The sequence below is a fragment of the Enterobacter sp. CPE_E890 genome (assembly GCF_046521475.1).
In the GTDB taxonomy this organism is placed as follows: Bacteria; Pseudomonadota; Gammaproteobacteria; order Enterobacterales; family Enterobacteriaceae; genus Enterobacter; species Enterobacter adelaidei.
The window spans coordinates 3,194,638-3,220,874 of the sequence record NZ_JBKFZW010000001.1 but is presented as its reverse complement, the minus strand read 5'-3'; the positions used below and the strand labels follow the sequence as shown (position 1 = coordinate 3,220,874).

Genomic DNA, 26,237 nt, shown 5'->3' with positions numbered 1-26,237 from the left:
AAAGAAATGACGTATTCAATCACTAAAGCAGAACAGGAACTGCAGTCCAGACGCGAAGGGCTTAACCAGCGCTGGTATCCGCGTTACCACCTCGCTGCGCGTGCTGGCTGGATGAACGACCCGAATGGCCTGGTCTGGTTTGACGGCTGGTATCACGCTTTTTATCAACATCATCCGTACTCGACCCAATGGGGTCCGATGCACTGGGGTCATGCGCGCAGCAAGGATTTAGTTCACTGGGAGCATCTCCCGGTTGCACTGGCGCCGGAAGGGCCCGAAGACAAGGATGGCTGTTTTTCCGGATCGGCGGTTGTGGATGGCGATACGCTGGCGCTGATTTACACCGGACACAAATTCCACGGCGATCCCGACGAGGCTAATCTCTATCAGGTGCAGTGTCTGGCAACCAGCCGTGATGGTGTCCATTTTGAGCGACAGGGAATGGTAGTTGATACGCCACCTGGCCTGCATCACTTCCGCGATCCGAAAGTGTGGCGTGAAGGGGATAGCTGGTACATGGTTGTCGGTGCGCGGGATGGCGAGACGGGTCAGGTACGCGTTTATCGTTCTGCTGATCTGCGCGAGTGGCTGGATATGGGCGTACTTGCGGTGGCGGAAAAAGAGATGGGCTATATGTGGGAATGCCCGGACTTTTTCACTCTCAATGGCAAGCGCGTGCTGATGTTTTCGCCTCAGGGGCTGGTGGCTGAAGGCTACAAAAATCGTAATCTTTTCCAGAGCGGCTATCTGTTGGGCGAGTGGCAGCCCGGTCAGCCCTTTGTGCGTGAAGGTGAATTTGTGGAGATGGATCGCGGGCATGATTTCTATGCACCACAAAGTTTCCTGACACCTGATGGCCGCCGCATCGTCATTGGCTGGCTGGACATGTGGGAATCCCCGCTGCCGGAACAGGAGGATGGTTGGGCTGGCATGCTCTCTCTACCGCGCGAGTTGACGCTGAGTGCGGACAACCATCTGCAAATGCGGCCGGCCAAAGAAGTTGAAACCCTGCGCGGGGCGTGGTTCCCCTGGCCGATAAGTACGCTTAATAATCAGCAGATGACGCTGGTGGAACACTGCGAGGCGATGGAGGTCATTCTGCAGTGGGATTGTGCTAATAGCAGCGCGGAACAATACGGCATTCGTCTTGGAAGCGGGTTACGTGTTTATGTTGATGCGCAGATGCAGCGCCTGGTACTGGAGCGAGACTATCCACAGTATGGCCTGTGCGGTACCCGAAGCGTCGCGCTTAACCTGAATGACGCACTCAGTCTGCGCCTGTTCTTTGACTGCTCTTCCGTAGAAGTGTTTGTTAACGAGGGCGAGGCGTGCCTCAGCAGCCGCATATATCCTGATGCAGAATGCCGTGAGCTGGCATTGTTTGCCTGGACGGGGGGAGCGTCGCTTATACATGGCGGGGCGTGGCAGCTGGAGTAAAGCTTGACCGGGGGATACGGGTAGCCGGTCAGCTTAATTTAAAATAAAGCCCCATATTAATGGGGCTACTTAAATCCGGGATTGCATTGACCTGCCGATAACGTTGAGCCAGCCTTCGTATGCTCGGATGTAAGTAAGAGCAGCTTTAGCGGTGTACTAAAGGTTTACAGGATGTGAATTATTTATGGAAGTAAATAATATGCCGCTTACTTTTATGAGCATTACCTCAATTATTTAGAAATCTGTGAATTTACTACTTTATCATCTTCAACCATTAACGTAAGTGTATAACCTGTTTTATGCCATTTTCCGTTATTGGGTTTCCATCCCTTAGAGAGTAGGTACTCAGAAGCAGTAGAGATAGACATGTTCATCACATGATCTGCTTCATTGGCTGGAGTAGAAACTTTTTGTTTCGTTGAAGCTGTAGCGTTACATTTTCCTGTGGCCTCAGCTACTTGTGTACAGCCAGAGTTAGCAAGTTCTTTTCGATGGTGCTCACTGATAGCGGCGGCGTTAAAAGCAGCAACAGAAAGCAAAAAAACTATTAAAACTCTTTTCATGATAGATACCCGTATTAATTAATCATTGTTATGGTGCTTGCCGCTGTTCTTTGCCCAAATACCAGTACCTGCAGCCGCATCACGCGCATTAGCATACACGGCATTTTGAGCAGCATTATTAATCGAATCTTGTCTATTGTGCTCTACGGTGTAACAGGTATCACGACTTATCCCTTTCGCTTCACATTCAGCCATTCGTTGAGCAGGAGAAGAGCAAGCAGATAAGAAAGTCGCAATACTTGCAACTAATACTAAATTTACTAATTTCTTCATTACCATAATCTTAGATTAGAACGCTATCAACCGATATTAATTTAAATGCACTTATAGTGTTTAAAGCTATCTCTTCACATTCAGTTGCTTTTAGATTAAAATTACCCTCTTTAATTCTTCGCTTAACGACACCCCCGGTTTTATTGAAATCTTCTTTATTGTTAGATGCTTTCATTATCCCTAATGCAGCACATCCCGAAGAAGGCGATGAGTTACTATAAATAGTGGATTTTGGTCAGTTATCAGAAGTACATACAGTAATAACGCTAACCATAGCCAACAAATAAATATATGTTTTCAATATTGTTCATTCCTGTCTTGTGTGATTAAAGTAGAAACCTACTAAGCACCTCAGAATATACAGCTAAAATTATTCCACATAAACCCAATCCAGATACCTACTACAACCAAAATAAGATACAACACAACAGAAAGAAAAACATATTTTGCCATAATCGCTATCATCAGTATAATCAGACAGAGCCAGTCAGCTAAAATTCATGGTGTGATTTTGTTGCTTTACTATGGTTAGCTAATCTCTTCTTTTTAGTTGCAAATCAAGCTACCACCTGGAATGGTGTAGCACGTTGAGCTATAAGATCTATCACCCTCATAAACATTAGTTTGATAGTTACCGTTAGGAAGTTTTGTAGTAGTGCTTTGCACCATATCATCCGTACTACCATCTCTTTCTCATTATATAGCCCCCATTTTGAGGGCTGGCAGGTCATTAATCAAAACCCGAAACCTACTCCGGCTCCGAGAGCGAAATCATTATTTGTGCTAGTTGATACACCCGTTTTAACCGTCGCGGCTCCCGCGTGGAAAGAAGCGCCTACGCTTACGGCTTGCTCGTCTTTAAAGCTACCTACGCCAGCAGAGAACATTACATTTTGACTTGCTTCAACTTGAGGCATAGAAGCAATCGCAATTGCACTCGCAGCGCCAGAACGGGCTTCTTTCTTATTACTGTCTACTTCATCGCGCAATGATTTGAATTGTGCGTTGGTGTTGGCTTGTTGCTGGCTAAACACTTTCTTAGCGTCTTGCAGATCTTGAGCTACGCCAGCAGCCTGGTTAGACGTTGAAGAGATAGCAGCAGTGTTAGCCGCTACTTTAGCTTGTGTCGCTGTGTCTACTTGTGTGATGGTGGTTGTTACACCGTTAGCACCATCTTTCCCGTCTTTACCATTAGCACCAGCAGTACCAGTAGCCCCATCTTTACCATCCACGCCGTTAGTAGGTTTAGGAGCATTTTCCAGGGTAGTGATCCGGTCACTGTTATCTGTAATCTTTGCATCTTGCTGAATATTCTGATTCAGGAGTGCGTTATTAACCTGATCTTGATCTGCTTTGTTTTGCGTAATTGCATCTTTGTTAGCCTGAATATCTGTAGCATTTTGGGTAATGGTGCCAACTTACTGATTTAGTGTATGATGGTGTTTTTGAGGTGCTCCAGTGGCTTCTGTTTCTATCAGCTGTCCCTCCTGTTCAGCTACTGAAGGCGTGGTGCGTAACGGTAAAAGTACTGCCGGACATCAGCGCTATCTCTGCTCTCACTGCCGTAAAACATGGCAGCTACAGTTCACTTACACCGCTTCTCAACCCGGTACGCATCAGAAAATCATTGATATGGCCATGAATGGCGTCGGATGTCGCGCCAGTGCACGCATTATGGGCGTTGGCCTCAACACGATTTTACGTCACTTAAAAACTCAGACCGCAGTCGGTAACCTCACGCATACAACCGGGCAGTGACGTCATTGTTTGCGCGGAAATGGACGAACAGTGGGGTTATGTCGGCGCTAAATCACGCCAGCGCTGGTTGTTTTACGCGTATGACAGGATACGGAGGACGGTTGTGGCGCACGTATTCGGTGAACGCACGTTGTCCACGCTGGAGCGTCTTCTGGGCCTGCTGTCGGCCTTTGAGGTCGTGGTATGGATGACGGATGGCTGGCCGCTTTATGAATCACGCCTGAAGGGAGAACTGCACGTTATCAGCAAGCGATATACGCAGCGCATTGAGCGGCATAACCTGAATCTGAGGCAACATCTGGCAAGGCTGGGCAGGAAGTCACTGTCGTTCTCAAAATCGGTGGAGCTGCATGACAAAGTCATCGGGCATTATCTGAACATAAAACACTATCAGTAAGTTGGAGTCATTACCCAGGCTTTCATAAATACATTAATTATATTTATGTGTTTTGTCCGTAAAACGTATAAATCAAGCTCATTCAGTAAAGTTAATTAATATATTTGTGAAAGTTCCTTCTTTTCGAATTAATAGAAACTTTTGAATGAAGGGGGCTTTGACGTGGAGAAAAATATTTTTAATCGAGAATAAAACAGGGTTTTGATTGCTATAAATCAGTGATTGAATTGTTGTAAAAAATGATGTTTTTATTTCTCTTAATTAAAAAATTAGATTGATAGGATTACAAAAAAGATATTAAAGGCAGGTGCACCAACGAGTGACTGAGTGCAAAGCGATAGTAATGATAGAGGGAAAGGGGTAAAGGAACGGTTATGCGAGATACTAACAATAAGAATTTTATTGATTTCATGTGAGAGACAAATTGGGGGACAAGGTGAGGTACAGCGTGAAGAAAGGATAAACGTAAGTGCAAGCTTGCATCGCCAGGCTACATCCCCTAAGCTGGTAATTAATAAAGAAATGTAATCTACATGACTCGGGGTGCCCTTCTTTGTGAAGGCTGAGAAATACCCGTATTACCTGATCTGGATAATGCCAGCGTAGGGAAGTCAGATGCCTTCCCGGTCATCGCTTCTTCACGCAAGGCAGGAGCGAACCCATGCAGCCTGACCTGCTCGATTTACACGTTTTACATCAGTTCCGAACCCGTTCCCCGCTTACGCATTGTATGACTAACGACGTCGTACAGACCTTTACTGCCAACGTTCTGCTGGCGCTTGGCGCCTCTCCGGCGATGGTAATTGAGGCCGAAGAAGCTGAGCAGTTTGCCGCGATCGCCGATGCATTGCTGATAAACGTTGGCACGCTGACCTCACCGCGAGCACAGGCGATGCGTCGGGCGATTGAGAGTGCGGTAGCTGCGGGTAAACCCTGGACGCTGGACCCCGTTGCCGTGGGCGCTCTGACGTTTCGCACCCGCTTTTGTCATCAAATCCTCGCCCTGAAACCCGCCGCCATTCGCGGCAATGCTTCTGAAATCCTTGCCCTTGCCGGGATGAGCGCCGGTGGTCGCGGCGTCGATACGACTGACACCACAGCCAGCGCGTTACCTGCTGCACAGGCGCTGGCTCGCCAGACCAATGCCATTGTGGTGGTCACCGGTGAGGTGGATTACATTACTGATGGACAACGAACCCGAACGGTTACCGGCGGCGATCCATTGATGACGTGCGTCGTGGGAACCGGGTGCGCACTCTCTGCCGTTGTGGCGGCGAGTTGCTCACTGCCGGGCGACAGGCTGGATAACGTCTCCGCCGCGTGCGGATTTATGAAGCGAGCCGGAACGGCAGCCATTGCGCAGTCTCGTGGCCCGGGCAGTTTTGCCAGCATGTTCCTGGATGCGCTCTACACCCTGGAGGAACTGGCATGAAACGCATTAACGCCCTGACCATTGCCGGCACCGATCCCAGCGGCGGCGCGGGTATCCAGGCCGACCTGAAAACCTTCTCTGCTCTTGGCGCGTACGGATGCTCGGTCATTACCGCGCTGGTGGCGCAAAACACGCTCGGCGTGCAGTCGGTTTACCGTATTGAACCGGATTTTGTTGCCGCGCAGCTGGATTCCGTATTCAGCGACGTGCGAATTGATACCACCAAGATCGGTATGCTGGCAGAGACAGATATTGTTGAAGCGGTGGCTGAGCGACTTAAACGTTATCAGGTACAAAACGTGGTGCTGGATACCGTGATGCTGGCAAAAAGCGGCGATCCATTGCTCTCCGCCTCCGCTGTTGAAACGCTGCGTAAAAAGCTACTGCCACAGGTGGCTCTCATCACGCCCAATCTGCCGGAGGCTGCGGCACTGTTGGGGGCAACACATGCGCGAAATGAACGGGAAATGAAAGAGCAGGGGAATGCGCTGCTGGCGATGGGCTGCGGGGCCGTGCTGATGAAAGGTGGTCATCTTGACGATGCCGAAAGCCCGGACTGGCTCTTCACCCGAGACGGCGAGCGGCGGTTCACGGCGCCACGCGTACACACTAAAAACACCCACGGCACTGGCTGTACGCTCTCTGCCGCGCTGGCGGCGCTACGTCCACGGCATGATAACTGGGCCGATACGGTGAGCGAAGCGAAAACCTGGCTCTCCGCCGCGCTGGCAAAAGCCGATACTCTGGAGGTGGGTCACGGTAATGGGCCGGTACACCATTTTCATGCCTGGTGGTAAGCCGTATACTGGCAGGATACACCACGCCTGAGAAAAACAGAGATGGAACAAGCGCATACCCGGTTAATCGATCAACTAAATGAACGGATCGCCGCGCCCGACAATACGCCGCTGTATCTGAAATTTGCCGAAACGGTAAAAAATGCGGTGCGCAGCGGGGTGCTGGAGCACGGCAATATTCTGCCCGGCGAGCGCGATCTGAGTCAGTTAACCGGTGTGTCGCGCATTACAGTGCGCAAAGCGATGCAGGCTCTGGAGTCCGAAGGGGTGGTGACGCGTGCCCGGGGTTACGGGACGCAAATTAACAACATCTTTGAATATTCGCTTAAAGAAGCGCGCGGTTTCTCTCAGCAGGTGGTACTACGCGGTAAAAAGCCCAATACGCTTTGGGTGAATAAACGCGTGGTGAAGTGTCCGGAAGAGGTCGCCAGCCAGCTGTCGGTGGAGCCGGAGAGCGAGGTCTTTCTCCTTAAGCGTATTCGCTATGTCGACGATGATGCGGTGTCGATTGAGGAGTCGTGGGTTCCGGTGGGGCTGATTCACGATCCGGATGCCATTGGTATCTCGCTGTACGACTATTTTCGCAGCCAGAACATCTTCCCGCAGCGTACCCGTTCACGGGTGAGCGCCCGTATGCCGGACAGCGAATTTCAGGCGCATATAAAGATGGATGACAAAATTCCGGTGCTGGTGATCAAGCAGGTTGCACTTGACCAGCAGCACCGGCCGATTGAGTACAGCATCAGCTACTGTCGCAGCGACCTATACGTCTTTGTGTGCGAGGAGTAATTCCTCGAGAGTAGGGGCGCAATCACCGCCACGGTGGCTGACAACCCAGGCGGCTACCGCATTACCCAGCAGGACAGAGTCTGCAAGACTCCACCCCGCAGCCAGCCCGGCAAGCGTTCCGCCAGCATGACTGTCACCTGCCCCGATTGTATCGACTACGGTGGCGGGAAACGCCGGAACAGAACCTGAGGCGTCACCGTCATGCCAGGTCGCACCGTCTTTGTCGTGGCGAATAATTAGCGCCGAGCCAAAACGCTGCTGCCACTGTGCCCCTAAGCGTGCAGGCGCCATATCAAATCGTTCAGCAGCAATCTGCGCCTCCTGGCGATTAAGCGAGACGATCGGTTTACAGGCCATAATTCGCGCCATTAGTGCGTCAGGAATATCGGCGATGCGTGGGCCAAAATCAATAAAGGCGGCGATCGCCTGTAACCCTTCCAGCCAGGACGTCAGGAGCTCGCCGCACGGCGATGCCAGCTGATAGCCGGAGAGATATACCAGACTCGCTGGCGGCACGTGAAGTGCTTCCAGCCAGCGCTGTTGCCACTGGTTCTCCACACCGCTAAACGACATAAAAGTGCGTTCACCATCCGGCTCTACCAGCGCCAGACACCAGCCGTTATCGCCGGTTTCGGCCTCTACGGCGCTGTGCAAATCCTGCTTCGCCATGGCGTTACGGATAATCTCCGCCCAAACGCCATGGCCGACGGGCAGGGCGTTTTGCGCCGTAATGCCGAGCCGTTTAAGGGCGATGGCAATGTTCAGCGCACAGCCGCCGATATTGACGCCCTGCTGTTTAAGCTCGATATCACATCCGCGCCAGGGCAGGGCGTAGGCATCGGCAATAACGTCAATGACCGCTGCGCCCAGCACCGTCACCGGTCGTGTCGCGTGCAGTGTTTTAAGGCGTTGGGCAAAAGAATTCATACGCCCTCCCTTTGCTCCCGGTAGCGCAGAAGTTTCTCGCAATAGTGACCAAAATCAAGCTGGTTCACAGCGTCGAGTTCCTCTTTCAGCTGCGGATCAATAGCCTGCACCCCGTGGAGTGCGCCGCATATGGCCGTCGCCATCGCGCCAATGGTGTCCGTATCACCGCCCAGGTTGGCACATAAAATGGCACAGCGGTTCGGGTCGGTTCCTGCCAGTTCAACCATTGCAATGGCCGCCGGAACGGACTCGATGGTGCTGGTTCCAGCCCCGACGAGCTGATACACCTGCTCGCTGGCCGATTCTGTGCCGTTGGCTTCACGCACGGTTTTAAGCGCCAGCTCAATACGTGCTGCCAGCGACGCGCTGAAGGTGGTGGTTTTCACCTCCTGCGCATAGCGGGCGATACCCGGCAGGGCATCGACGATGTTCTGCCAGCGTTCGCCGTCGATGGCGCGAGAAACCGCCCAGGCAATCACCACCGCGCCGGCAATCGCGAGATCCGATTTATGGGTCGGACTGGAAGCCAGCGCCACCTGTTCAACAAAGTGTTCCAGACGCGTGGCCGGGAGCAGGCAGCCCAGCGGGGAGGCGCGCATCGCCGCCCCGTTAGTCACGCCGTTGTTTTCCAGTTCGCTAACCGGTTTCCCGTCGCGAATCGCGTTAAGCGCGATTTTGGAGGTCGGGCCGAGCACGTTTTTATTAAACGCGTCGAAATCGAGCGCCCAGTGCAGAATATGTTTGCCGATAACGTCTGCGCTAATCTCCCCATCGCATTCGATAATCGCATCCGCCAGACATAGTGCCATGGAGGTGTCATCGGTGAACTCGGCCTGTTTGAAATAGCAGGCCGCATTATTCTCTGCCGGGCCGGGTAAAAAGCGGTCGATCCAGCCAAAGTGCGCTTTGACACGCTTTCTCGGCCACAGCTCCGACGGCATCCCCATTGCATCCCCTAACGCCTGCCCGTAAAGGGCACCGAGAACACGTTCTTGTTTCATTTCACTTCCCCTTGTGTCAGCGCGGCATCGCCATCAACCACCTCAATTGCGGTGATCTCTTTATCCGATTCGCGGAAAAACAGCATAAACAGCACGGCGATCACGGCAATCATGATCCCTCCGAATGCCCACATTCCGGCCCAGTTGAAGGTCAGCCCGTTCACCGGCTCTTTGTATGCGAACATTTTTTCCATCATCACGCCGCCCAGACGGTAACCCAGCAGGCTACCAAAGCCCTGGCAGCACAGCGTAATCAGACCTTGTGCGGCGGTGCGCATATGCACCGGCGCTTTTTTATCCACATAGATATAGGCGGTCACATAATAGAAGTCGTAGCTCACGCCGTGCAGCAGAATGCCGAGGAACAGCAGGGCGTAAGTGAAGTACTGTTCCGCACCGCCGTAAACGAAGAAACCATAGCGGATAGCGGCGGTGATCAGGCCCAGCAGTAAGACCTTCTTAATACCAAAGCGTTTGGTGAAGAACGGCAGCGCCAGCATAAAGAATATTTCGGAGAACTGGCCCAGCGTCATCCAGCCGGTGGCGTTTTTCATCCCCACTTCGGTGAGATAGCCGTTAGCGAAGATGTAATAGAAGGCCAGCGGCATGGCGAACAGGAACGAGCAGAAGAAGAACACGAGGAAGTTTTTATCGCGCAGCAGGATTAACGCATCCAGCCCCAGCATCACTTTGAAATCCAGCTTGCCGGTACTTTTCGGCGGCGTGTTCGGCAGGAACAGAGCAAATACGCCGAGCAGGGCGGAGCTGGCTGCGGTCATCAACAGCGGAATATTGGTATCGGAAATATCGCTAAAGCCCAGCATCTGCGGCAGGAAACCGCACGCCAGACCGGAGGCAATCCAGCCAATCGTCCCCATCACGCGGATACGTGGGAAATCGGCCTCGACGTCGTCCACGTTGGCGAAGGCAATACTGTTAGTCAACGCGATAGTGGGCATATAGGTCAGAGAGTAAACCAGCAGCAGCGGGAAGAAGGTGCTGAACTGGGTTTGCTGTGCGGCGAAGTACATCAGAATGGCACCGGCAAACATCAGCACCGCCAGCACTTTCTGCGCGGCAAAGAAGCGGTCCGTCAGCGAGCCGACCAGAATAGGTGAGAGAATGGCGGCAATCGCTGTACAGGCGTAAGACCAGCCAATTTCTCCGGCGGTAAAACCGCTCTTGCTCAACCACAGCCACAGCGGCACAAACCACGCGCCCCAGATAAACCATTCAACAAACATCATGAACGACAGTTGGACTTTCGTTTTCATTTTTTAATCCTGCATGTCAGAGAGGGTACGCCTTTAACATACCATTCAATAATACCTTTTAAATACCTTTGTGGCGAATGTTTGATCGGTGTAACAGTTTTGTTGTACACGAAACGAGCCAGCAGATTGCGCTGAAAAAAATGCAAAAGCTGGAAAATCTGTTAAGTCGGTACCAGGCTTAGTCTGCCCGCAAATATGTGGGAATGGATTACATTCACCGACATGACGTCGGACTTACGGGAGTATCACATGACTGATATTGCACAGTTGCTTGGCAAAGACGCCGACAGCCTTTTACAGCATCGTTGTATGACCATTCCAGCCGACCAGCTCTATCTGCCTGGTCACGACTACGTTGACCGCGTAATGGTTGATAACAACCGTCCGCCTGCGGTCCTGAGAAATATGCAGACGCTCTACAACACCGGGAGACTCGGCGGCACCGGGTATCTCTCTATCCTTCCGGTTGATCAGGGGGTTGAACATTCAGCCGGTGCATCTTTTGCGGCTAACCCGCTCTATTTCGATCCAAAGAACATTGTTGAGCTGGCGATTGAAGCGGGCTGTAACTGTGTGGCGTCGACCTATGGCGTGCTGGCATCCGTTTCACGTCGCTATGCCCACCGTATTCCATTCCTGGTGAAGCTGAACCACAACGAAACCCTCAGCTACCCGACAGAATATGACCAGACCCTCTACGCCAGCGTAGAGCAGGCGTTCAATATGGGCGCGGTAGCCGTCGGGGCGACCATCTACTTCGGTTCCGAGCAGTCGCGCCGTCAGATTGAAGAGATCTCTGCGGCCTTTGAACGCGCGCACGAGCTGGGGTTGGTGACGGTGCTGTGGGCGTACCTGCGTAACTCGGCGTTCAAAAAAGACGGCGTGGACTATCACGTGTCCGCTGACCTGACCGGCCAGGCGAACCACCTGGCGGCGACCATCGGCGCAGATATCGTGAAGCAGAAAATGGCCGAGAATAACGGCGGGTACAAAGCGGTAAACTTTGGTTACACCGATGACCGTGTCTATAGCAAGCTGACCAGCGATAACCCTATCGACCTGGTGCGCTACCAGCTGGCGAACTGCTATATGGGACGTGCGGGGCTTATCAACTCCGGTGGTGCGGCGGGCGGTGATACCGACCTGTCCGACGCGGTACGTACGGCGGTGATTAACAAACGCGCGGGCGGCATGGGGCTGATACTGGGCCGTAAGGCGTTTAAGAAATCAATGGCCGATGGCGTGAAGCTGATCAATGCCGTTCAGGATGTGTATCTGGACAGTAAAGTAACGATTGCCTGACGCCTCCATCTCCCTCTCCCGGTGGGAGAGGGTTGGGGTGAGGGCATCATCGTGCACTGTGTAAAACATCAGCGCAAAAGCGCACAATCCGGCGGCAATCTGCATTGTAGCGCGCCGGGCAAAACTTCTATGCGGAAATGCTTCCCGCTCAATGGCTCTCCGTCCAGATTAAACGTCATCCCGTGCGGAGCATCCACTTCAAACCATGCTGATTCCCCGTCAATAATATTCGGGCTCTCTTCCGGGCGGGTCAATGTGGTAAACAGTGCGGGCAGCAGTCCATCACCTGTGAAAATACGCAACTGCAGCTGACCGTCATTAATCAGCGCTTCCGGGCAAAGCTGCTGCCCACCGCCTGCCTGACGGCCATTACCGATACCAATCACCAGCGCGTCACCTTGCCACTGAAAATCTTCACCGTGAATTTCACAGCGGTCTGGCTTTAGGGTGTCCATTCGCATCAGTCCATGGATCAGGTATGAAACACCACCCAGCGCCGCCTTCAGTTTTTCCGGCGTTTCGCTGGTAATGCGCGTACCGAATCCGCCGGTCGCCATATTGATAAAGCAGGTTTTGTCATTCACCTGGGCAATATCCACGGCGGTGGCCTTGCCAAGGATTGCCAGTTGGAGTGCTTTCTCTAAATCTTCCGGGATCCCGACGCTGGTAGCAAAATCATTGGCGGTGCCGAGCGGCAAAATCCCCATCACCGGGCGGTTGGCCTGGGTTAAATCAATCAGGGCAGACGCGATCTCATTGATGGTGCCATCACCGCCGCCGGAAATAATGGTTTTGACACCCAGGCCGAGCGCTTCATTGATATAACGTGCCGCGTCGCCTTTTTCCCATGTCACTCGCACGTGGATACGCGCACCGTCTTCACGCAAAACCTGAATTGCCTGACGCAACAGATCGTTGCCTGCACTTTTGCCATTGAGAATCAATAAACTGTCTGGATAGGTTGCCATCCGCGCTGCTCCCTTTTTTAGCGTTAGTAAGAGTGTATAGCAGGGAGGAAAAAAGCGCGTAAGAACAGGATGAAAGGGAAAAAATAAGCCCGCATAAGGGAGATTACGCAGGCTAAGGAGGTGGTTCCTGGTACAGCTAGCATTTATGGGTTATGTTTTTCAGCGCTGAGGATAATACCCGTATTGAACGAAGCGGTATGTGATCCGTTTCTAAGAATTATCCCAGCGTGAAAAAATTCCCCTGATTAACTATTTGCTGTGTGGGTTTCGGGTGCTTTCGCCATCGAAATTACGCATCAGCAGTGCGAACTTCAGCTCCACCTCTTCCGGAACCGGCAACCAGACGGTATGACCGTCACCCGGTGCAACTTCAATCGCTTCGCCTTTACCGTTTTCCAGGTGTTCCAGCGTGAAGTTCATGTTGCCCTGCGGGGTCATCAGCTCCAGGCTGTCGCCTTTGGTGAACTTGTTTTTCACCGCCACAGCCGCCAGCGCGCCTTTGCGCTCGCCGGTGAAGTCACCGACAAACTGCTGGCGCTCGGAAACGGAGTAGCCGTGCTCGTAGTTCTGGTAGTCGTCGTGGGTGTGACGGCGCAGGAAGCCTTCGGTATAGCCGCGATGCGCCAAGCCTTCCAGGGTTTCCAGCAGGCTGGTATCGAACGGTTTACCGGCTGCTGCATCGTCGATGGCCTTGCGGTAGACCTGGGCGGTACGCGCGCAGTAGTAATAGGATTTGGTGCGGCCCTCAATTTTCAGTGAGTGCACGCCCATCTGGGTCAGACGCTCGACGTGGGCGATGGCGCGCAGATCTTTTGAGTTCATGATGTAAGTGCCGTGCTCGTCTTCAAAAGCGGTCATGTACTCGCCCGGACGTTTGGCTTCTTCAATCATAAACACACTGTCGGTTGGCGCGCCGATGCCCAGCGTAGGCTCAACGTTGGTCACCGGAATCGGCTCATGCTTATGAACGATGTTGCCGATGTCATCTTCTTTACCTTCCTGGACGTTATACTCCCAGCGGCAGGCGTTGGTGCAGGTGCCCTGGTTCGGGTCGCGCTTGTTGATATAACCGGAGAGCAGGCAGCGGCCGGAGTAGGCCATGCACAGCGCGCCGTGAACGAAGATTTCGATTTCCATATCCGGCACCTGGGTGCGGATCTCTTCGATCTCTTCCAGCGAAAGCTCGCGGGACAGAATGACGCGGGTCAGCCCCATCTGTTTCCAGAACTTCACCGTCGCCCAGTTAACGGCGTTAGCCTGTACGGAGAGGTGAATATCCATCTCCGGGAAGTGCTCCCGAACCAGCATGATTAAACCCGGGTCCGACATGATCAGCGCGTCCGGCCCCATATCCACCACCGGCTTCAGGTCACGGATGAACGTTTTCAGCTTGGCGTTGTGCGGTGCGATGTTCACCACCACGTAGAATTTTTTACCCAGAGCATGCGCTTCGTTGATGCCAAGCTGGAGGTTCTCGTGGTTGAATTCGTTGTTGCGCACGCGCAGCGAGTAGCGAGGCTGGCCCGCGTAGACAGCATCGGCACCATAAGCGAAAGCGTAACGCATATTTTGCAGCGTTCCCGCCGGGGAAAGGAGTTCCGGTTTAAACATGTTTGTTCTCGTTCTGATGACAGGTCAGATCCGCGTACACCCGGTGCAGCGGTAAGGGGAGATCCCCCACTTTAAGGGCGGGCATTGTAGCGCTGCGGGACGGGGAGGTAAAGCGCCGGGGCGTTACGCCACTAACCCGGCGAGTATAAACTGTGTCAGGCGTTGTCTTTTACGGTCTGGCTCGGACCATTAGTTTTCACTGATGCAATGCCCTTATCCCGCGATTGCTCAGATGCGTACATCTGGCTGGTGCCAATTACCTGATGATTGCCCGCTTTGAGGTTGAAATAAAATTTGCCGTTAGAGGCTGTTTTCTTCTCATAACGTTCCTCCAGCGGGCTGTTTGAGCGCACGGAGGCAATACCGTTCTCAGCGGCACTTTTGGTGGTGTACAGCTCACTGGTAAGAATGGTTTCAGCGTTCCCTGCTTTAAGAACAAACCTGAACTGACCATCACTGCTCTTGCTTAATTCGAACCAACCAGACATAAGAACTCCTTGATCGAAAGTGAATTTATCAGTGCCGATGATAAATAAACGCATCGGTAAAGAGAGTATGGTTGATTATCGTGTGGATTCCAGAAATGAAAAACCCGCCGGTGGCGGGTTTGATAGCGAAAATGTCACGCAATCCTGCACGCATCCGCTTCCCAGCGATACCCCACGCCATACACCGCGCGAATAAATGACTGCTCGGCATCCAGCGCTTCCAGCTTACGACGCAGGTTCTTGATATGGCTGTCGATGGTGCGGTCGGTCACCACCCGGTAATCGTCATACAGGCGGTTCAGCAACTGTTCGCGGGAGAAGACTTTCCCCGGTTCGTGGGAGAGGGTTTTCAGCAGGCGGAACTCAGCAGGGGTCAGGTCCAGCATCTTGTTACGCCAGCTCGCCTGAAAACGGCTTTCATCCACAATCAGCGGACTTTCTGCGTCCAGCACCTGCAGTTCACGATGAGGTTTGCAGCGGCGCAGAATGGTTTTCACGCGGGCGACGACTTCACGTGGGCTGTAGGGTTTACAGATGTAATCATCTGCACCGATTTCGAGGCCCAGCAGGCGGTCAATCTCTTCAATTTTGGCAGTGACCATGACGATGGGCACGTCGGAGAAGCGACGAATTTCCCGGCACAGGGTCAGGCCATCGGTACCGGGGAGCATCAGATCCAGCAGGATCAGGTCCGGCGGCGTCTGGCGCACGTACGGCAGCACCTGGTCGCCATGATTAATCAGCGACGGGGCATAGCTTGCCGCGCGTAAATAGTCGATCAGTAACTGCCCAAGTTTCGGCTCATCTTCCACAATCAAAATGCGTGGCGTGTTTTCGTCAATCGGTAACTCGGTCATGCTTCTCTCGATAAATCCCGTTCCAGAGGTAACTCTACTGTAATGCTAACCCCGCCAAAAGGCGAATGGGCGGCGCGGATCGTGCCATTATGCGCCTCAACGATGTTAACGCAAATTGCCAGTCCCAGACCGGAACCGCCGCTGGCACGGTTGCGCGAGCCTTCGGTACGGTAGAAACGCTCAAACAGTTTTTCCAGCTGTGCGTCCTGCACGCCGGGGGTGGAATCGGCAAAGGTCAGGGCAAAGTTCCCGTTTTCCTGTTTGCCGGAGATATGCAGCCCGCCACCGCTGTCGGTGTAGCGCAGGCTGTTTTCCAGCAGGTTGTTGAAAAGCTGCATCAGCCGGTCTTTGTCGCCAAACACCACCGCGCTGTCTGGCAAAGAGAGATCAATTTTCAGATTGCGGCTGGCAAAACGTTCCCGGAAAGCGCCTGTGGTGACTTCCAGGACGCTAATCACGTCGACGGGCGCTTTCTGGTAGGCCAGCGCCCCTTCGTCGGACATAGAGAGCTGGTGGAGGTCATCCACCAGTTTGGTGAGCGTGCCCACTTCGGCCTGCAATGAGGCCACCGATTCAGGCGTGAACTGGCGTACACCATCCTGAATGGCCTCCAGCTCGCCGCGCAGCACTGCCAGAGGGGTGCGCAGCTCGTGCGAAATGTCGGCCATAAAATCGCGGCGCATCTGCTGGTTTTTCTCCAGGGTACTGGCGAGCTGGTTAAAGTCCTGAGCCAGCTTACCCAGTTCATCTTGGCTGCGGGTATCGACACGGGTCGTAAAATCCCCGGCGGCCAGTTTGTGCGTGCCCTCCACCAGCCGTTTCACCGGGGCGAGCAGACCGCGCGCCAGCGGGAAGGTGGCAAGCGCGGCGAGCAGGGTGGAGAGGGCGACAATCAGCCAGCTTGTCCGACGCTGCTGACGGTCAAAGTTAATATCGGTATTGCGCGTCAGGCGCTCCACCGGCGAGGCAATAACCCAGCCGACGGTCGCGTTATTCACTTTAATCGCACGACGGGTGCCGTCCGGCGGAATCGGCGCGCGCGGGCCAACCAGCGGGCGCATATCCTGATCGATCACCCAGAACTGCGTGCGCCAGCCGTGCGGGGGCATGCCTGGCCCAGGGCGATCGTCACCGGTGTCATGCTCAAGCGAGCGCAAGATCTGGAAAATAAAGCGGTCGTTATTGCGCAGAAAACGCCAGTTGCCGTGCTGGGCGTACTGTTCACTCAGCGCATCGCTTAAGCCCTGTAAACGCTGTTCATTGCCATGCTTGATGTAATCAATAAAACCGCGCTCAAAGCTGATCCGCACGGCCCAGTGCATGGTGATCAGCAGGACAATACAGGTGGCAAATATTGCGACAAAGAGCTTACCGGTAATGCCCGGTCGCCAGAATTTCATGATTCACTCCTTTTACTGCGCCGGATAACGACATTCTTGCTGGTATCATCAGGCACTCTGGCGAAGATGAAAGCGGGCAGGGCGATGATGAGCGCCATGCTGAGATAGGTGTATAAAAAGACCTGATGCGCGACCGGGGTATCAACGCTGAGATGGTGTTGTCCGTACATACCGAGCAGTAAACCCGCTACGGTGACGCCCACGCTCATCGACAGTTGCATAACCATCGACAGCAGGCTGTTGCCGCTGCTCGCCAGATCGTCCGGCAGGTCCTTCAGCGTCAGCGTGTTCATCGACGAGAAACGCATGGAGTTAATGATCCCCTGGCAGAACAGCACCAGCGGCAGAACGTAGTACCAGCCCATCAGCGCCACGGCCATAAACAGCAGGCTGACCAGCGCCAGACCCAGCGTGGCGGTTACCAGCACGTGACGGTAGCCAAAGCGGTTCACTACCTGCACCACGATTCGCTTCATTCCCATGCTGCCGAGCACCATCGGGATCATCATCAGGCCCGCGTGGAACGGCGAAAATCCCATTCCGATTTGCAGGAAAACGGGTGTCATAAACGGCAGCATGCCGCTGCCGACTCGCCCGGCGAAGCTGCCGAACAGGCCAAGGCGATAGGTGGGGTTTTTAAACAAGTTCAGGCTGAACAGCGCTTTATCGTTACCTCTGGCGTGCCACAGGTACCACAGTATGGCGGTAACGCCGAGCGCGATCAGGAGCCCGAGCGTCAGGGGCGAAATCCCAAGACCTTTTTGTCCGTCGAGTGCCAGCGTCAGCGTTGCCATTCCTCCCGCCAGCAGGATAAAACCAAAGAAATCAAAGCGTCGGGTTTGCATGGTGTAGTTGGGCATCAGCATCAGGGTGGCAATGGCACCGATGATACCGACAGGAAGGTTGATTAAGAAGATCCAATGCCAGGACGCGTATTCCACCAGCATACCACCCAGCGCCGGGCCCAGCAGCGGCCCCACCTGACCGGGAAGGGTCACAAAGGTCATTGCCGCCATGTATTGCTCACGTGGAACAATTTTCATAACTGTTAACCTTCCGACGGGGACCATCATCGCCCCGCCAACGCCCTGCAACACCCGCGCCATGATTAGCTGGTCGAGGGTGTTGGCCTGAGCGCAAAACAGCGAACCCGTGGTAAACAAGACGATCGCGGTAAAGAAGATATTCCGCACGCCGACTTTGTCCGCCAGCCAGCCGCTGGCCGGCAGCATCACCGCAACCGTCAGTACGTAGGAGACAATCACCATATGCATATGCAGCGGACTCTCTCCCAGACTTTTCGCCATCGAGGGGAGGGCGGTATTGACGATGGTCGTGTCCAGCGACTGCATAAAGAAGCCGAAGGCGACAATCCATAGTTGCCAGCGAACGTTAGCAGGGAGGTCGGTCATTTATTCGGTCACCGTAGTTCTGTTTTTCCGCGAAAAACGCAGTCGCAGACGGTCAAAGAACAGATAGACCACCGGCGTGGTGTACAGCGTCAGCAGCTGGCTCATGACCAGACCGCCGACAATGGTGATCCCCAGCGGCTGGCGCAGCTCTGAGCCGTCTCCGCCCGAGATAACCAGCGGCAGCGCGCCAAACAGCGCCGCCAGGGTGGTCATCATGATCGGACGGAAACGCAGCAGACAGGCCTGGAATATCGCCTCTTCTGGCGACAGGTTGCCGTTACGCTGAGCATCCAGCGCGAAGTCCACCATCATGATCGCATTTTTCTTCACAATGCCGATTAATAACATGATCCCGATTAAGGCGATTAAGCTGAATGGCGCACCAAACAACTCCAGCGCAAGCAATGCCCCGACACCCGCCGACGGCAGCGTTGAGAGGATCGTCAGCGGATGAACGTAACTCTCATACAGTACGCCAAGCACAATATAGACCGTGGCAATGGCGGCCAGGATCAAAATCACCTGCGAGTTCATTGTGTCCTGGAATACCTGCACAGTTCCGGCAAAGCTACCGCGTACGGTAGACGGCACGCCAAGCTGTGTCATCGCGCGGTTGATCGCATCACTGGCCTCGGAAAGTGATGAACCGGCTGGCAGGTTAAAGGAGATGGTCGATGCTGCCGACAACCCCTGATGGTTCACCGACAGCGGCGCGTTGGCAGGCCGCCAGCTGGCAAAGTACGAGAGCGGTATCGCCTTGCCGTCGTTATTGATTACAAACATTTTGTCTAGGGCACTAATGTCCTGGGTGTAACGCGGATCAACTTCCATCACCACTTTATACTGGTTCATCGGCTGATAGATGGTGGAGATCTCGCGCTGACCGAAGGCATTGTTCAGCAGGCTGTTGGCGGCTTCAACATTAATGCCCAGACGTGACATGGTCTCGCGGTCGTAGGTCAGGGCCATCTCTGCACCGTTGTCCTGCTGATCGGAATTCACGTCCGCCAGCTCCGGCAGGGCGGCCAGCGCCTTGCGGATCTTCGGCTCCCACTCGCGCAGGGCGGCCAAATCATCAGAGAGCAGCGTGTACTGATAGCTGGCGTTCGCCTGACGCCCGCCAACGCGGATATCCTGAACGGCCATCAAAAACAGATTGGCACCGGGCTCTTTGGCGAGTTTCACCCTAAGACGGTCAATCACCTGCTGGGCGGTTTCGTTGCGCTCTCCGCGCGGTTTCAGAGTAATAAACATCATTCCGCTGTTGACGCGCGATCCACCGGTAAAGCCGGTGACGTTATCCACCGCTTTGTCTTCACGAATGATCTTCATAAAGTCCTGCAGCTTGCCGCGCATCGCCTGGAACGAAATGCTCTGGTCAGCCTGAATACCGCCCATCAACACCCCGGTATCCTGTTCCGGGAAGAAGGTTTTCGGGATGGTGATGTACATCCAGACGTTGAGCACAATGGTACCGATGAGCACCAGGCCGACCAGGCGGGTATGGTTCAGCACCCATTTCAGTGATTTGCCGTAGCGCTCCTGTATGGCCATCAGGATGCGACCAAAGCCTTTACGGCGCGGCTGCGAGTGCGGTTGGCTGCGTTTTAACATCCAGCCGCACATCATTGGCGTGAGCGTAAGGGAGATGATCAGCGAAATACCGATAGCGACGGAGAGGGTGACGGCAAACTCCCGCAGTAACCGGCCCGGCAGCCCGCCCATCAGCAACAGCGGCAGGAATACCGCCACCAGTGACAGGCTCATGGAGAGCACCGTAAAGCCTACCTCGCGCGTTCCCTGAAGCGCCGCCTGTAGCGGTTTGACACCTGCTTCCAGATGGCGGGATATATTTTCCAGCACCACGATGGCGTCATCGACCACAAATCCCGTTGCGATGGTCAAGGCCATCAGCGACAGGTTGTTGAGGCTAAAGCCACACAGATACATGGCGGCAAAGGTACCGATCAGCGACACCGGTACGGCGACTGCCGGGATCAGCGTCGCGCGGCCGGATCGCAGGAACAGGAAGACCACCAGGATCACCAGCGCAACGGAGATAACCAGTGTTTGCTCCACCTCTTCAAGCGAGGCGCGAATGGTTGGGGAGCGATCCTGGGCAATCTGCAAATCGATCTCAGCCGGGATCGTCTCCTGCAACACCGGAAGACGCGCGCGGATGCTGTTCACCGTCTCAATAATGTTGGCTTCCGGCAGCTTGCGGATCATCAGCAAAATCGCCGGTTTGGCGTTGGTCATCCCGGCGTTACGCACGTCCTGCACCGAGTCCGTGACGCTGGCCACGTCGCTTAAACGTACCGCTGCACCGTTGTTATAGTGGACGATCAGCGGCTGATATTCGGCGGCAGTTTTTAGCTCGTCGTTCGTCTGGATCTGCCAGCGATGGCTGTTGTTCTCGACGGCACCCTGCGGTTTACGGACGTTGGCAGTGCTGATGGCGGAGCGCACATCATCCAGCGACACGCCCTGATTGAACAACGCCTGCGGGTTCAAGCCCACGCGCACGGCGGGCAGGGAGCTCCCGCCGACGCTCACGTCGCCGACGCCGTTAATTTGTGAGATTGTCTGCGCCAGCTGGGTAGACGCAAAGTCGTAAAGCTGCCCCTGCGAGTAGGTATCCGAGGTCAGCGTCAGGATCATGATCGGCGCATCGGACGGGTTAGCCTTGCGGTAGGTCGGGCGGCTCGGCATTCCGCTCGGGAGCAGGCTTTGCGCGGCGTTAATGGCGGCCTGCACGTCGCGTGCCGCACCGTTAATATCCCGATCGAAGCTGAACTCCAGAATGATACGCGTGCTGCCCAGCGAGCTGCTGGAGGTCATCTCATTAATTCCGGCAATCCGCCCGAGTGAACGTTCCAGCGGTGTGGCGACTGACGAGGCCATCGTTTCCGGCGATGCGCCAGGCAGCGAGGCGCTAACCATGATCACCGGGAAATCTACCTGCGGCAGGGGAGCCACCGGCAGCAGCCGGAAGCCCAGTACGCCGCAAAGGGTGATGGCGAGCGAGATTAAAATCGTCGCCACCGGGCGATAAATGAAGAGAGCGAAAAACTTCACTTATGCCTCCTCTTCACGTTTCGGGAAGCGGCTTTTGGTCCACAGCGCCAGGCGGTCGAACAGCAGGTAGATCACCGGCGTGGTGAAGAGGGTCAGCACCTGGCTCACCAGCAGACCGCCGACCATGCCGATCCCCAGCGGACGTCGCAGCTCCGCGCCGACGCCGGTACTGAGCATCAGCGGCAGCGCGCCCAGCAGGGCGGCCAGGGTGGTCATCAGGATCGGACGAAAACGCAGCAGGCAGGCCTGGAAAATCGCATCGCGCGGGTTCATCCCCTGCTCGCGCTCGGCAGCAAGGGCAAAATCGATCATCATAATGGCGTTTTTCTTCACGATCCCGATAAGCAGGATGATGCCGATAATCGCAATCACATCCAGCTCGCTACCCGCCAGCATCAATGCCAGCAGTGCCCCGACACCTGCCGTCGGCAGGGTAGAGAGGATGGTGATCGGATGGATAAAGCTTTCATACAGCACGCCGAGCACGATATACATTGCGACCACTGCCGCGACAATCAGCCAGATGGTGTTGCCGAGCGCCGCCTGAAACGCCAGCGTACTGCCCTGGAACTGGGTCTGAATATCGGACGGGAAGCTCAGCGTTTTCTCTGCGGCCAGAATCGCTTCCACGGCTTCGCCAAGAGAATAGTTATCCGGTACGTTGAAAGAAATGGTGGTGGACGGGAACTGGTCCAGATGGTTAATCGACAGCGGGGTATAGCGCTCTTCCACGGTCGAGATGGCGCTTAATGGCACAATCCCCCCGTCTTTGCTGGTCAGGCGTACCGAGTCCAGCCCCGCCAGGCCAGGCGTGTGCTCGGTGTTGTGCTCCAGCACCACGCGATACTGATTCGCCTGAGTGTAAATCGTGGAGATCAGTCGCTGCCCAAAGGCGTTATACAGCGCGTTATCGACGTCTGCCATCGTGATGCCCAGACGGCTGGCGGTGTCACGATTCACATTCACATACGCTGCCAGACCTTTGTCCTGCCAGTCGCTGCTGACGTCAGAGAGCTGCGGCAGGGTTTTTAGCTTATCTACCAGCTGCGGTACCCAGGTGCTGAGGGCATCAAGCGTGGTGGCCTGCAGCGTGAACTGGTACTGGGTCCGGCTGACCTGGGTATCAATGGTCAAATCCTGAATCGGCTGCAGATACAGTTCCACGCCAGGCACGCGCGCCACGGACTCTTGCAGACGTTCAATCACCGCGTTTACGCGATCGTCGCGCTGACTCAATGGTTTAAGGTTGATTTGCAGACGTGCGCTATTCAGAGAGGGGTTGGTGCCATCCACGCCGACATAGGAGGTCAGGCTCTCCACCGCCGGATCTTTCATGATGATCTCAGATACCTGCTGCTGCCGCTGGGCCATGTTAGCGAAGGAGACCGACTGCGGTGCCTGAAGCGTGCCCTGAATAATGCCGTTGTCCTGAATCGGGAAAAAGCCCTTCGGGATCACGATCCACAGTAAGACGCTGAGCGCCAGCGTACCGAGTGCCACGCCGAGCGTTGCCCACGGATGGTTGAGCACTTTCGCCAGCAGACGTCCGTACGCCGCGATAATACGTTCAAACATGCGTTCGGAGGCGCGGGAGAAACGGTTTTGCTTGCGCAGGGACTCATGGCTTAGCATGCGGGCGCACATCATCGGGGTCAGCGTCAGCGAGACGACCGCAGAAATCAATATGGCGACCGCCAGGGTCACGGCAAACTCGCGGAACAGACGGCCGACGATATCGCCCATAAACAGCAGCGGGATCAGCACCGCAATCAGCGAGAAGGTCAACGAGATAATGGTAAAGCCGATCTCACCCGCACCTTTTAGCGCGGCCGCCAGCGGTTTTTCCCCTTTCTCGATATAGCGCGAGATGTTCTCGATAACCACGATGGCATCATCCACCACGAACCCGGTGGCGATGGTGAGCGCCATCAGCGTCAGGTTATTGATTGAGAAATCGAGGAACACCATCACCGCAAACGTCCCCACCAGCGAGAGCGGGACGGCGACGGCGGGAATGATGGTTGCCGGAACGTTGCGCAGGAACAGATAGATAATCATCACCACCAGCGCAATCGCCAGCATCAGCTCGAACTGGGTGTCGGTGACCGACGCGCGAATATTCGTGGTACGGTCGGAAAGCACCTTCACGCTGACCGATTTCGGCAGGCTTTCAATCAGCTGTGGCAGCATGGTGCGAATGCTGTCTGCGGTTTCAATGATGTTTGCGCCCGGCTGACGCTGGACGTTCATCACGATCGCCTGCTGTTTGTTGGCCCAGGCACCCAGCCAGCTGTTTTCCGCTCCTTGTTCGACGGTCGCCACATCACCCAGACGCACCGGCGCACCGTTCTGGTAGGCGATAATCAGCTGACGGTATTCATCGGCGGACTGCATCTGGTCGTTCGCGGAGAGCGTAACGGCACGGGTTGGGCCGTCCAGCGAGCCCTTCGCCGAGTTGACGTTAGCATTGCTGATGGCGCTGCGAATGGTTTCGCTGGTCAACCCCAGTGCGGCAATCGCCTGGGCGTTGAGCTTCACGCGTACCGCCGGGCGTTGTCCGCCCGCCAGCGTGACGAGGCCAACGCCGGAAACCTGAGAAATCTTCTGCGCCACGCGGGTTTCGACCATATCTTCCACCTGCGTCATCGGTATGGCGGAGGAGGTCACGGCCAGCGTCATGATCGGCGGATCCGCCGGGTTCACTTTGCTGTAGACCGGTGGATTAGGCAGGTCTGACGGCAGCAGGTTGGTGGCCGCATTGATGGCGGCCTGTACCTCCTGCTCGGCGACATCCAGTGACAGCGCCAGCTGGAACTGGAGCGTCACGACGGATGCGCCGCCGGAACTCTGGGAGGACATCTGCTTCAGGCCAGACATTTGACCGAACTGACGCTCCAGCGGCGCGGTAATGGCTGACGTCACCACGTCCGGGCTGGCGCCAGGATAAAGCGTTACCACCTGAATGGTGGGGTAATCCACTTCCGGGAGCGCCGAAACGGGCAGGAAGCGATAGCCGATAATCCCGGCCAGCAGAATTGCCACCATCAGCAGCGTGGTTGCGACAGGACGTAAAATGAACAGGCGTGACGGCCCACCTGTCGAGTCTGGAGGCATGACCTGCATCAGGCTTTCTCCCCCTGTTTTGCAGGCTCAACCACTTCCACTTTCGCCCCTTCGGTCAGACGGTCAATGCCGTCGGTGACCACGCGGTCGCCCGCGGAAAGTCCGGCGCTGATGACCACCATCTGGCTGTCCTGAATCCCGGTTTTCACCAGATGTTTACTGACTTTATTGTCGCTGTTCAGTACCCAGACAAAGTTCCCTTCATTACCCATCTGCAGTGCCGCCGATGGGATCACCACAGCGTTTTCTTCGGTCGCAACCAGCATCCGCGCATTGACGAACTGGTTCGGGAAGAGGGCGTCGTCCTGGTTGTTAAACCGTGCTTTGAGCTTGATGGTGCCGGTGGTGGTGTCGATCTGGTTGTCCAGACTGAGCAGGGAACCTTCGCTGAGTTTCTGCTTGTTGGTACGATCCCATGCTTCCACTACCAGCCCCTTTCCGGCTTTTTGCGCCTGCACCACGGTCGCAATGTCGCTTTCCGGTAGGGTAAAGACTAAATCAATCGGGTGGGTTTGGGTGATCACTACGATGCCCGTGGTGTCGCCACTTGAGATTTGGTTACCGATATCGACCTGCTTCAGGCCCACGCGCCCGTCAATCGGCGCGGTGATGCGGCTCCAGTCCAGCTGCAGCTGTGCACTGGCGACGGCAGCTTCATCGGCTTTAATGGTGCCCTGCGTTTCGCTGACCAGCGACTGCTGGGTGTCCAGCTCCTGCCGCGATACCAGGTTGGTTTTGACCAGCTGCTGGTAACGCGCTAAATCGCGCCGGGCATTGGCGAGCGTGGCGTTGTCCTTTGCGAGCTGTCCCTGCGCTTGGGCCAGCGCCACCTTGAACTGGCTCGGGTCGATTTCCGCCAACAGATCGCCCGCTTTGACCTGCTGACCTTCCTGGAAGTGAATGGCCATCAGTTGGCCATCGACGCGGCTGCGTACTGTTACGGTGTTGGCAGCGGTAATCGTCCCAAGACCTGTAAGATAGCGCGGAACGGCTTTATTCACTGCCGTAGCTGCCTGTACAGGTGCCAGCGCACCGCCGCGCATACCGTGACGCCCTCCACCCGTCGGGCGCTGTGGCTGGCTGGTGGCCCCCGCGGGGGCTGCGGAGTTTGCGGATTGACTGTGCCAGTACCAGGCGGTGGCAAGGACCACCACAATGATGCCAGCGGCGATTGCCCAGCGGGATTTATTACGGCCTTTCATCGTTATACGTTCTCATCCTGAATACTTCGGGGAATGATACTAGTTTAGTCAGGTAACACAGCGGAAAAATGGAGGAAATATGGAAGACTGTCAGGAATGGTCTGAGTATGGTGCTCTTTTTAGCCGGGTGGAGCGGATACGCCACCCG

At 55.0% G+C, this 26,237-nt stretch carries 21 protein-coding genes and 1 riboswitch; of the genes, 6 read left to right on the top strand and 15 right to left on the bottom strand.

Going from position 1 to position 26,237, the window contains the following annotated elements; genetic code table 11:
• The first annotated feature begins 6 nt into the window (after positions 1–6).
• Complete coding sequence (locus tag ACLHV9_RS15845; protein ID WP_108090782.1) at positions 7–1,437, top strand: glycoside hydrolase family 32 protein; 1,431 nt, start codon at positions 7–9, stop codon at positions 1,435–1,437.
• A gap of 230 nt (positions 1,438–1,667) precedes the next feature.
• Here ACLHV9_RS15845 and ACLHV9_RS15840 read toward each other — a convergent pair whose 3' ends face one another.
• The 3 genes from ACLHV9_RS15840 to ACLHV9_RS15830 form a co-directional block, all read right to left on the bottom strand.
• Positions 1,668–2,000, bottom strand: coding sequence for a hypothetical protein (locus ACLHV9_RS15840; RefSeq protein ID WP_133175286.1), 333 nt, complete (start codon positions 1,998–2,000; stop codon positions 1,668–1,670).
• Positions 2,001–2,018: 18 nt separating this feature from the next.
• Positions 2,019–2,273 carry a hypothetical protein gene (locus ACLHV9_RS15835; RefSeq protein WP_072032677.1) on the bottom strand — a complete coding sequence of 85 codons (255 nt, stop codon included), beginning with the start codon at positions 2,271–2,273 and terminating at the stop codon, positions 2,019–2,021.
• Between the two features lie 734 nt (positions 2,274–3,007).
• Positions 3,008–3,505 carry a YadA-like family protein gene (locus tag ACLHV9_RS15830; protein WP_407220818.1) on the bottom strand — a complete coding sequence of 166 codons (498 nt, stop codon included), beginning with the start codon at positions 3,503–3,505 and terminating at the stop codon, positions 3,008–3,010.
• Between the two features lie 226 nt (positions 3,506–3,731).
• Here ACLHV9_RS15830 and ACLHV9_RS15825 point away from each other — a divergent pair.
• The 4 genes from ACLHV9_RS15825 to ACLHV9_RS15810 all read left to right on the top strand — a co-directional run bounded on the left by ACLHV9_RS15825 (position 3,732) and on the right by ACLHV9_RS15810 (position 7,446).
• A protein-coding gene (locus ACLHV9_RS15825) for an IS1 family transposase (protein WP_407197283.1) occupies positions 3,732–4,428 on the top strand; the annotation gives its coding sequence in 2 pieces (ribosomal slippage) (positions 3,732–3,985 and positions 3,984–4,428; 699 coding nt in all).
• 529 nt (positions 4,429–4,957) lie between these two features.
• A riboswitch (TPP riboswitch) is annotated at positions 4,958–5,054 on the top strand.
• Between the two features lie 35 nt (positions 5,055–5,089).
• On the top strand, positions 5,090–5,860 hold the full coding sequence (gene thiM, locus ACLHV9_RS15820; protein WP_028016342.1) for a hydroxyethylthiazole kinase: 771 nt from the start codon (positions 5,090–5,092) through the stop codon (positions 5,858–5,860).
• The gene (gene thiD, locus ACLHV9_RS15815) at positions 5,857–6,657 is read left to right on the top strand and encodes a bifunctional hydroxymethylpyrimidine kinase/phosphomethylpyrimidine kinase (RefSeq protein ID WP_108090780.1); all 801 of its coding nucleotides are present in this window, start codon (positions 5,857–5,859) and stop codon (positions 6,655–6,657) included. Before thiM ends, thiD begins: the two co-directional genes overlap by 4 nt.
• A 42-nt stretch (positions 6,658–6,699) precedes the next feature.
• Positions 6,700–7,446 carry a GntR family transcriptional regulator gene (locus tag ACLHV9_RS15810; protein WP_028016344.1) on the top strand — a complete coding sequence of 249 codons (747 nt, stop codon included), beginning with the start codon at positions 6,700–6,702 and terminating at the stop codon, positions 7,444–7,446.
• On the opposite strand, the gene ACLHV9_RS15805 is transcribed toward ACLHV9_RS15810, so the two are convergent.
• Genes ACLHV9_RS15805 through ACLHV9_RS15795 form a run of 3 tightly spaced genes read right to left on the bottom strand, consistent with a single transcriptional unit; the run spans position 7,420 to position 10,648 of the window.
• Positions 7,420–8,373 (bottom strand): PfkB family carbohydrate kinase, encoded by a 954-nt coding sequence (locus ACLHV9_RS15805; protein ID WP_108090779.1) that lies wholly within the window; start codon positions 8,371–8,373, stop codon positions 7,420–7,422. The two genes, ACLHV9_RS15810 and ACLHV9_RS15805, sit on opposite strands and share 27 nt — an antisense overlap.
• Entirely contained in the window at positions 8,370–9,374 is a 1,005-nt protein-coding gene (locus tag ACLHV9_RS15800; protein ID WP_049008237.1) for an ADP-ribosylglycohydrolase family protein, read from the bottom strand. The genes ACLHV9_RS15805 and ACLHV9_RS15800 overlap by 4 nt, the downstream gene beginning before the upstream one ends.
• A complete protein-coding gene (locus ACLHV9_RS15795; protein WP_028016347.1) occupies positions 9,371–10,648 on the bottom strand; it encodes a nucleoside permease in 1,278 nt (425 codons plus the stop codon). Before ACLHV9_RS15795 ends, ACLHV9_RS15800 begins: the two co-directional genes overlap by 4 nt.
• Positions 10,649–10,897: 249 nt before the next feature.
• Here ACLHV9_RS15795 and fbaB point away from each other — a divergent pair, with 249 nt between their 5' ends.
• Complete coding sequence (gene fbaB, locus ACLHV9_RS15790) at positions 10,898–11,950, top strand: class I fructose-bisphosphate aldolase (RefSeq protein WP_028016348.1); 1,053 nt, start codon at positions 10,898–10,900, stop codon at positions 11,948–11,950.
• Positions 11,951–12,018: 68 nt separating this feature from the next.
• Here the strand turns inward: fbaB and yegS are convergent, their stop codons facing one another.
• The 9 genes from yegS to ACLHV9_RS15745 all read right to left on the bottom strand — a co-directional run bounded on the left by yegS (position 12,019) and on the right by ACLHV9_RS15745 (position 26,089).
• The gene (gene yegS / locus ACLHV9_RS15785) at positions 12,019–12,918 is read right to left on the bottom strand and encodes a lipid kinase YegS (protein ID WP_108090778.1); all 900 of its coding nucleotides are present in this window, start codon (positions 12,916–12,918) and stop codon (positions 12,019–12,021) included.
• Positions 12,919–13,167: 249 nt separating this feature from the next.
• On the bottom strand, positions 13,168–14,529 hold the full coding sequence (gene yegQ, locus ACLHV9_RS15780) for a tRNA 5-hydroxyuridine modification protein YegQ (RefSeq protein ID WP_128347475.1): 1,362 nt from the start codon (positions 14,527–14,529) through the stop codon (positions 13,168–13,170).
• A 155-nt stretch (positions 14,530–14,684) separates the two neighbouring features.
• Positions 14,685–15,017 carry a YegP family protein gene (locus tag ACLHV9_RS15775; protein ID WP_108090776.1) on the bottom strand — a complete coding sequence of 111 codons (333 nt, stop codon included), beginning with the start codon at positions 15,015–15,017 and terminating at the stop codon, positions 14,685–14,687.
• A gap of 134 nt (positions 15,018–15,151) precedes the next feature.
• On the bottom strand, positions 15,152–15,874 hold the full coding sequence (gene baeR, locus ACLHV9_RS15770) for a two-component system response regulator BaeR (RefSeq protein WP_028016354.1): 723 nt from the start codon (positions 15,872–15,874) through the stop codon (positions 15,152–15,154).
• Complete coding sequence (baeS, locus tag ACLHV9_RS15765) at positions 15,871–17,274, bottom strand: two-component system sensor histidine kinase BaeS (RefSeq protein ID WP_028016355.1); 1,404 nt, start codon at positions 17,272–17,274, stop codon at positions 15,871–15,873. Before baeS ends, baeR begins: the two co-directional genes overlap by 4 nt.
• On the bottom strand, positions 17,271–18,686 hold the full coding sequence (locus ACLHV9_RS15760) for an MFS transporter (RefSeq protein WP_108090775.1): 1,416 nt from the start codon (positions 18,684–18,686) through the stop codon (positions 17,271–17,273). Before ACLHV9_RS15760 ends, baeS begins: the two co-directional genes overlap by 4 nt.
• The gene (gene mdtC / locus ACLHV9_RS15755) at positions 18,687–21,764 is read right to left on the bottom strand and encodes a multidrug efflux RND transporter permease subunit MdtC (protein ID WP_407220817.1); all 3,078 of its coding nucleotides are present in this window, start codon (positions 21,762–21,764) and stop codon (positions 18,687–18,689) included.
• Positions 21,765–24,887 (bottom strand): MdtB/MuxB family multidrug efflux RND transporter permease subunit, encoded by a 3,123-nt coding sequence (locus tag ACLHV9_RS15750; protein WP_108090773.1) that lies wholly within the window; start codon positions 24,885–24,887, stop codon positions 21,765–21,767.
• Positions 24,887–26,089, bottom strand: coding sequence for an MdtA/MuxA family multidrug efflux RND transporter periplasmic adaptor subunit (locus ACLHV9_RS15745; RefSeq protein ID WP_108090772.1), 1,203 nt, complete (start codon positions 26,087–26,089; stop codon positions 24,887–24,889). Before ACLHV9_RS15745 ends, ACLHV9_RS15750 begins: the two co-directional genes overlap by 1 nt.
• Positions 26,090–26,237 lie beyond the last annotated feature (148 nt).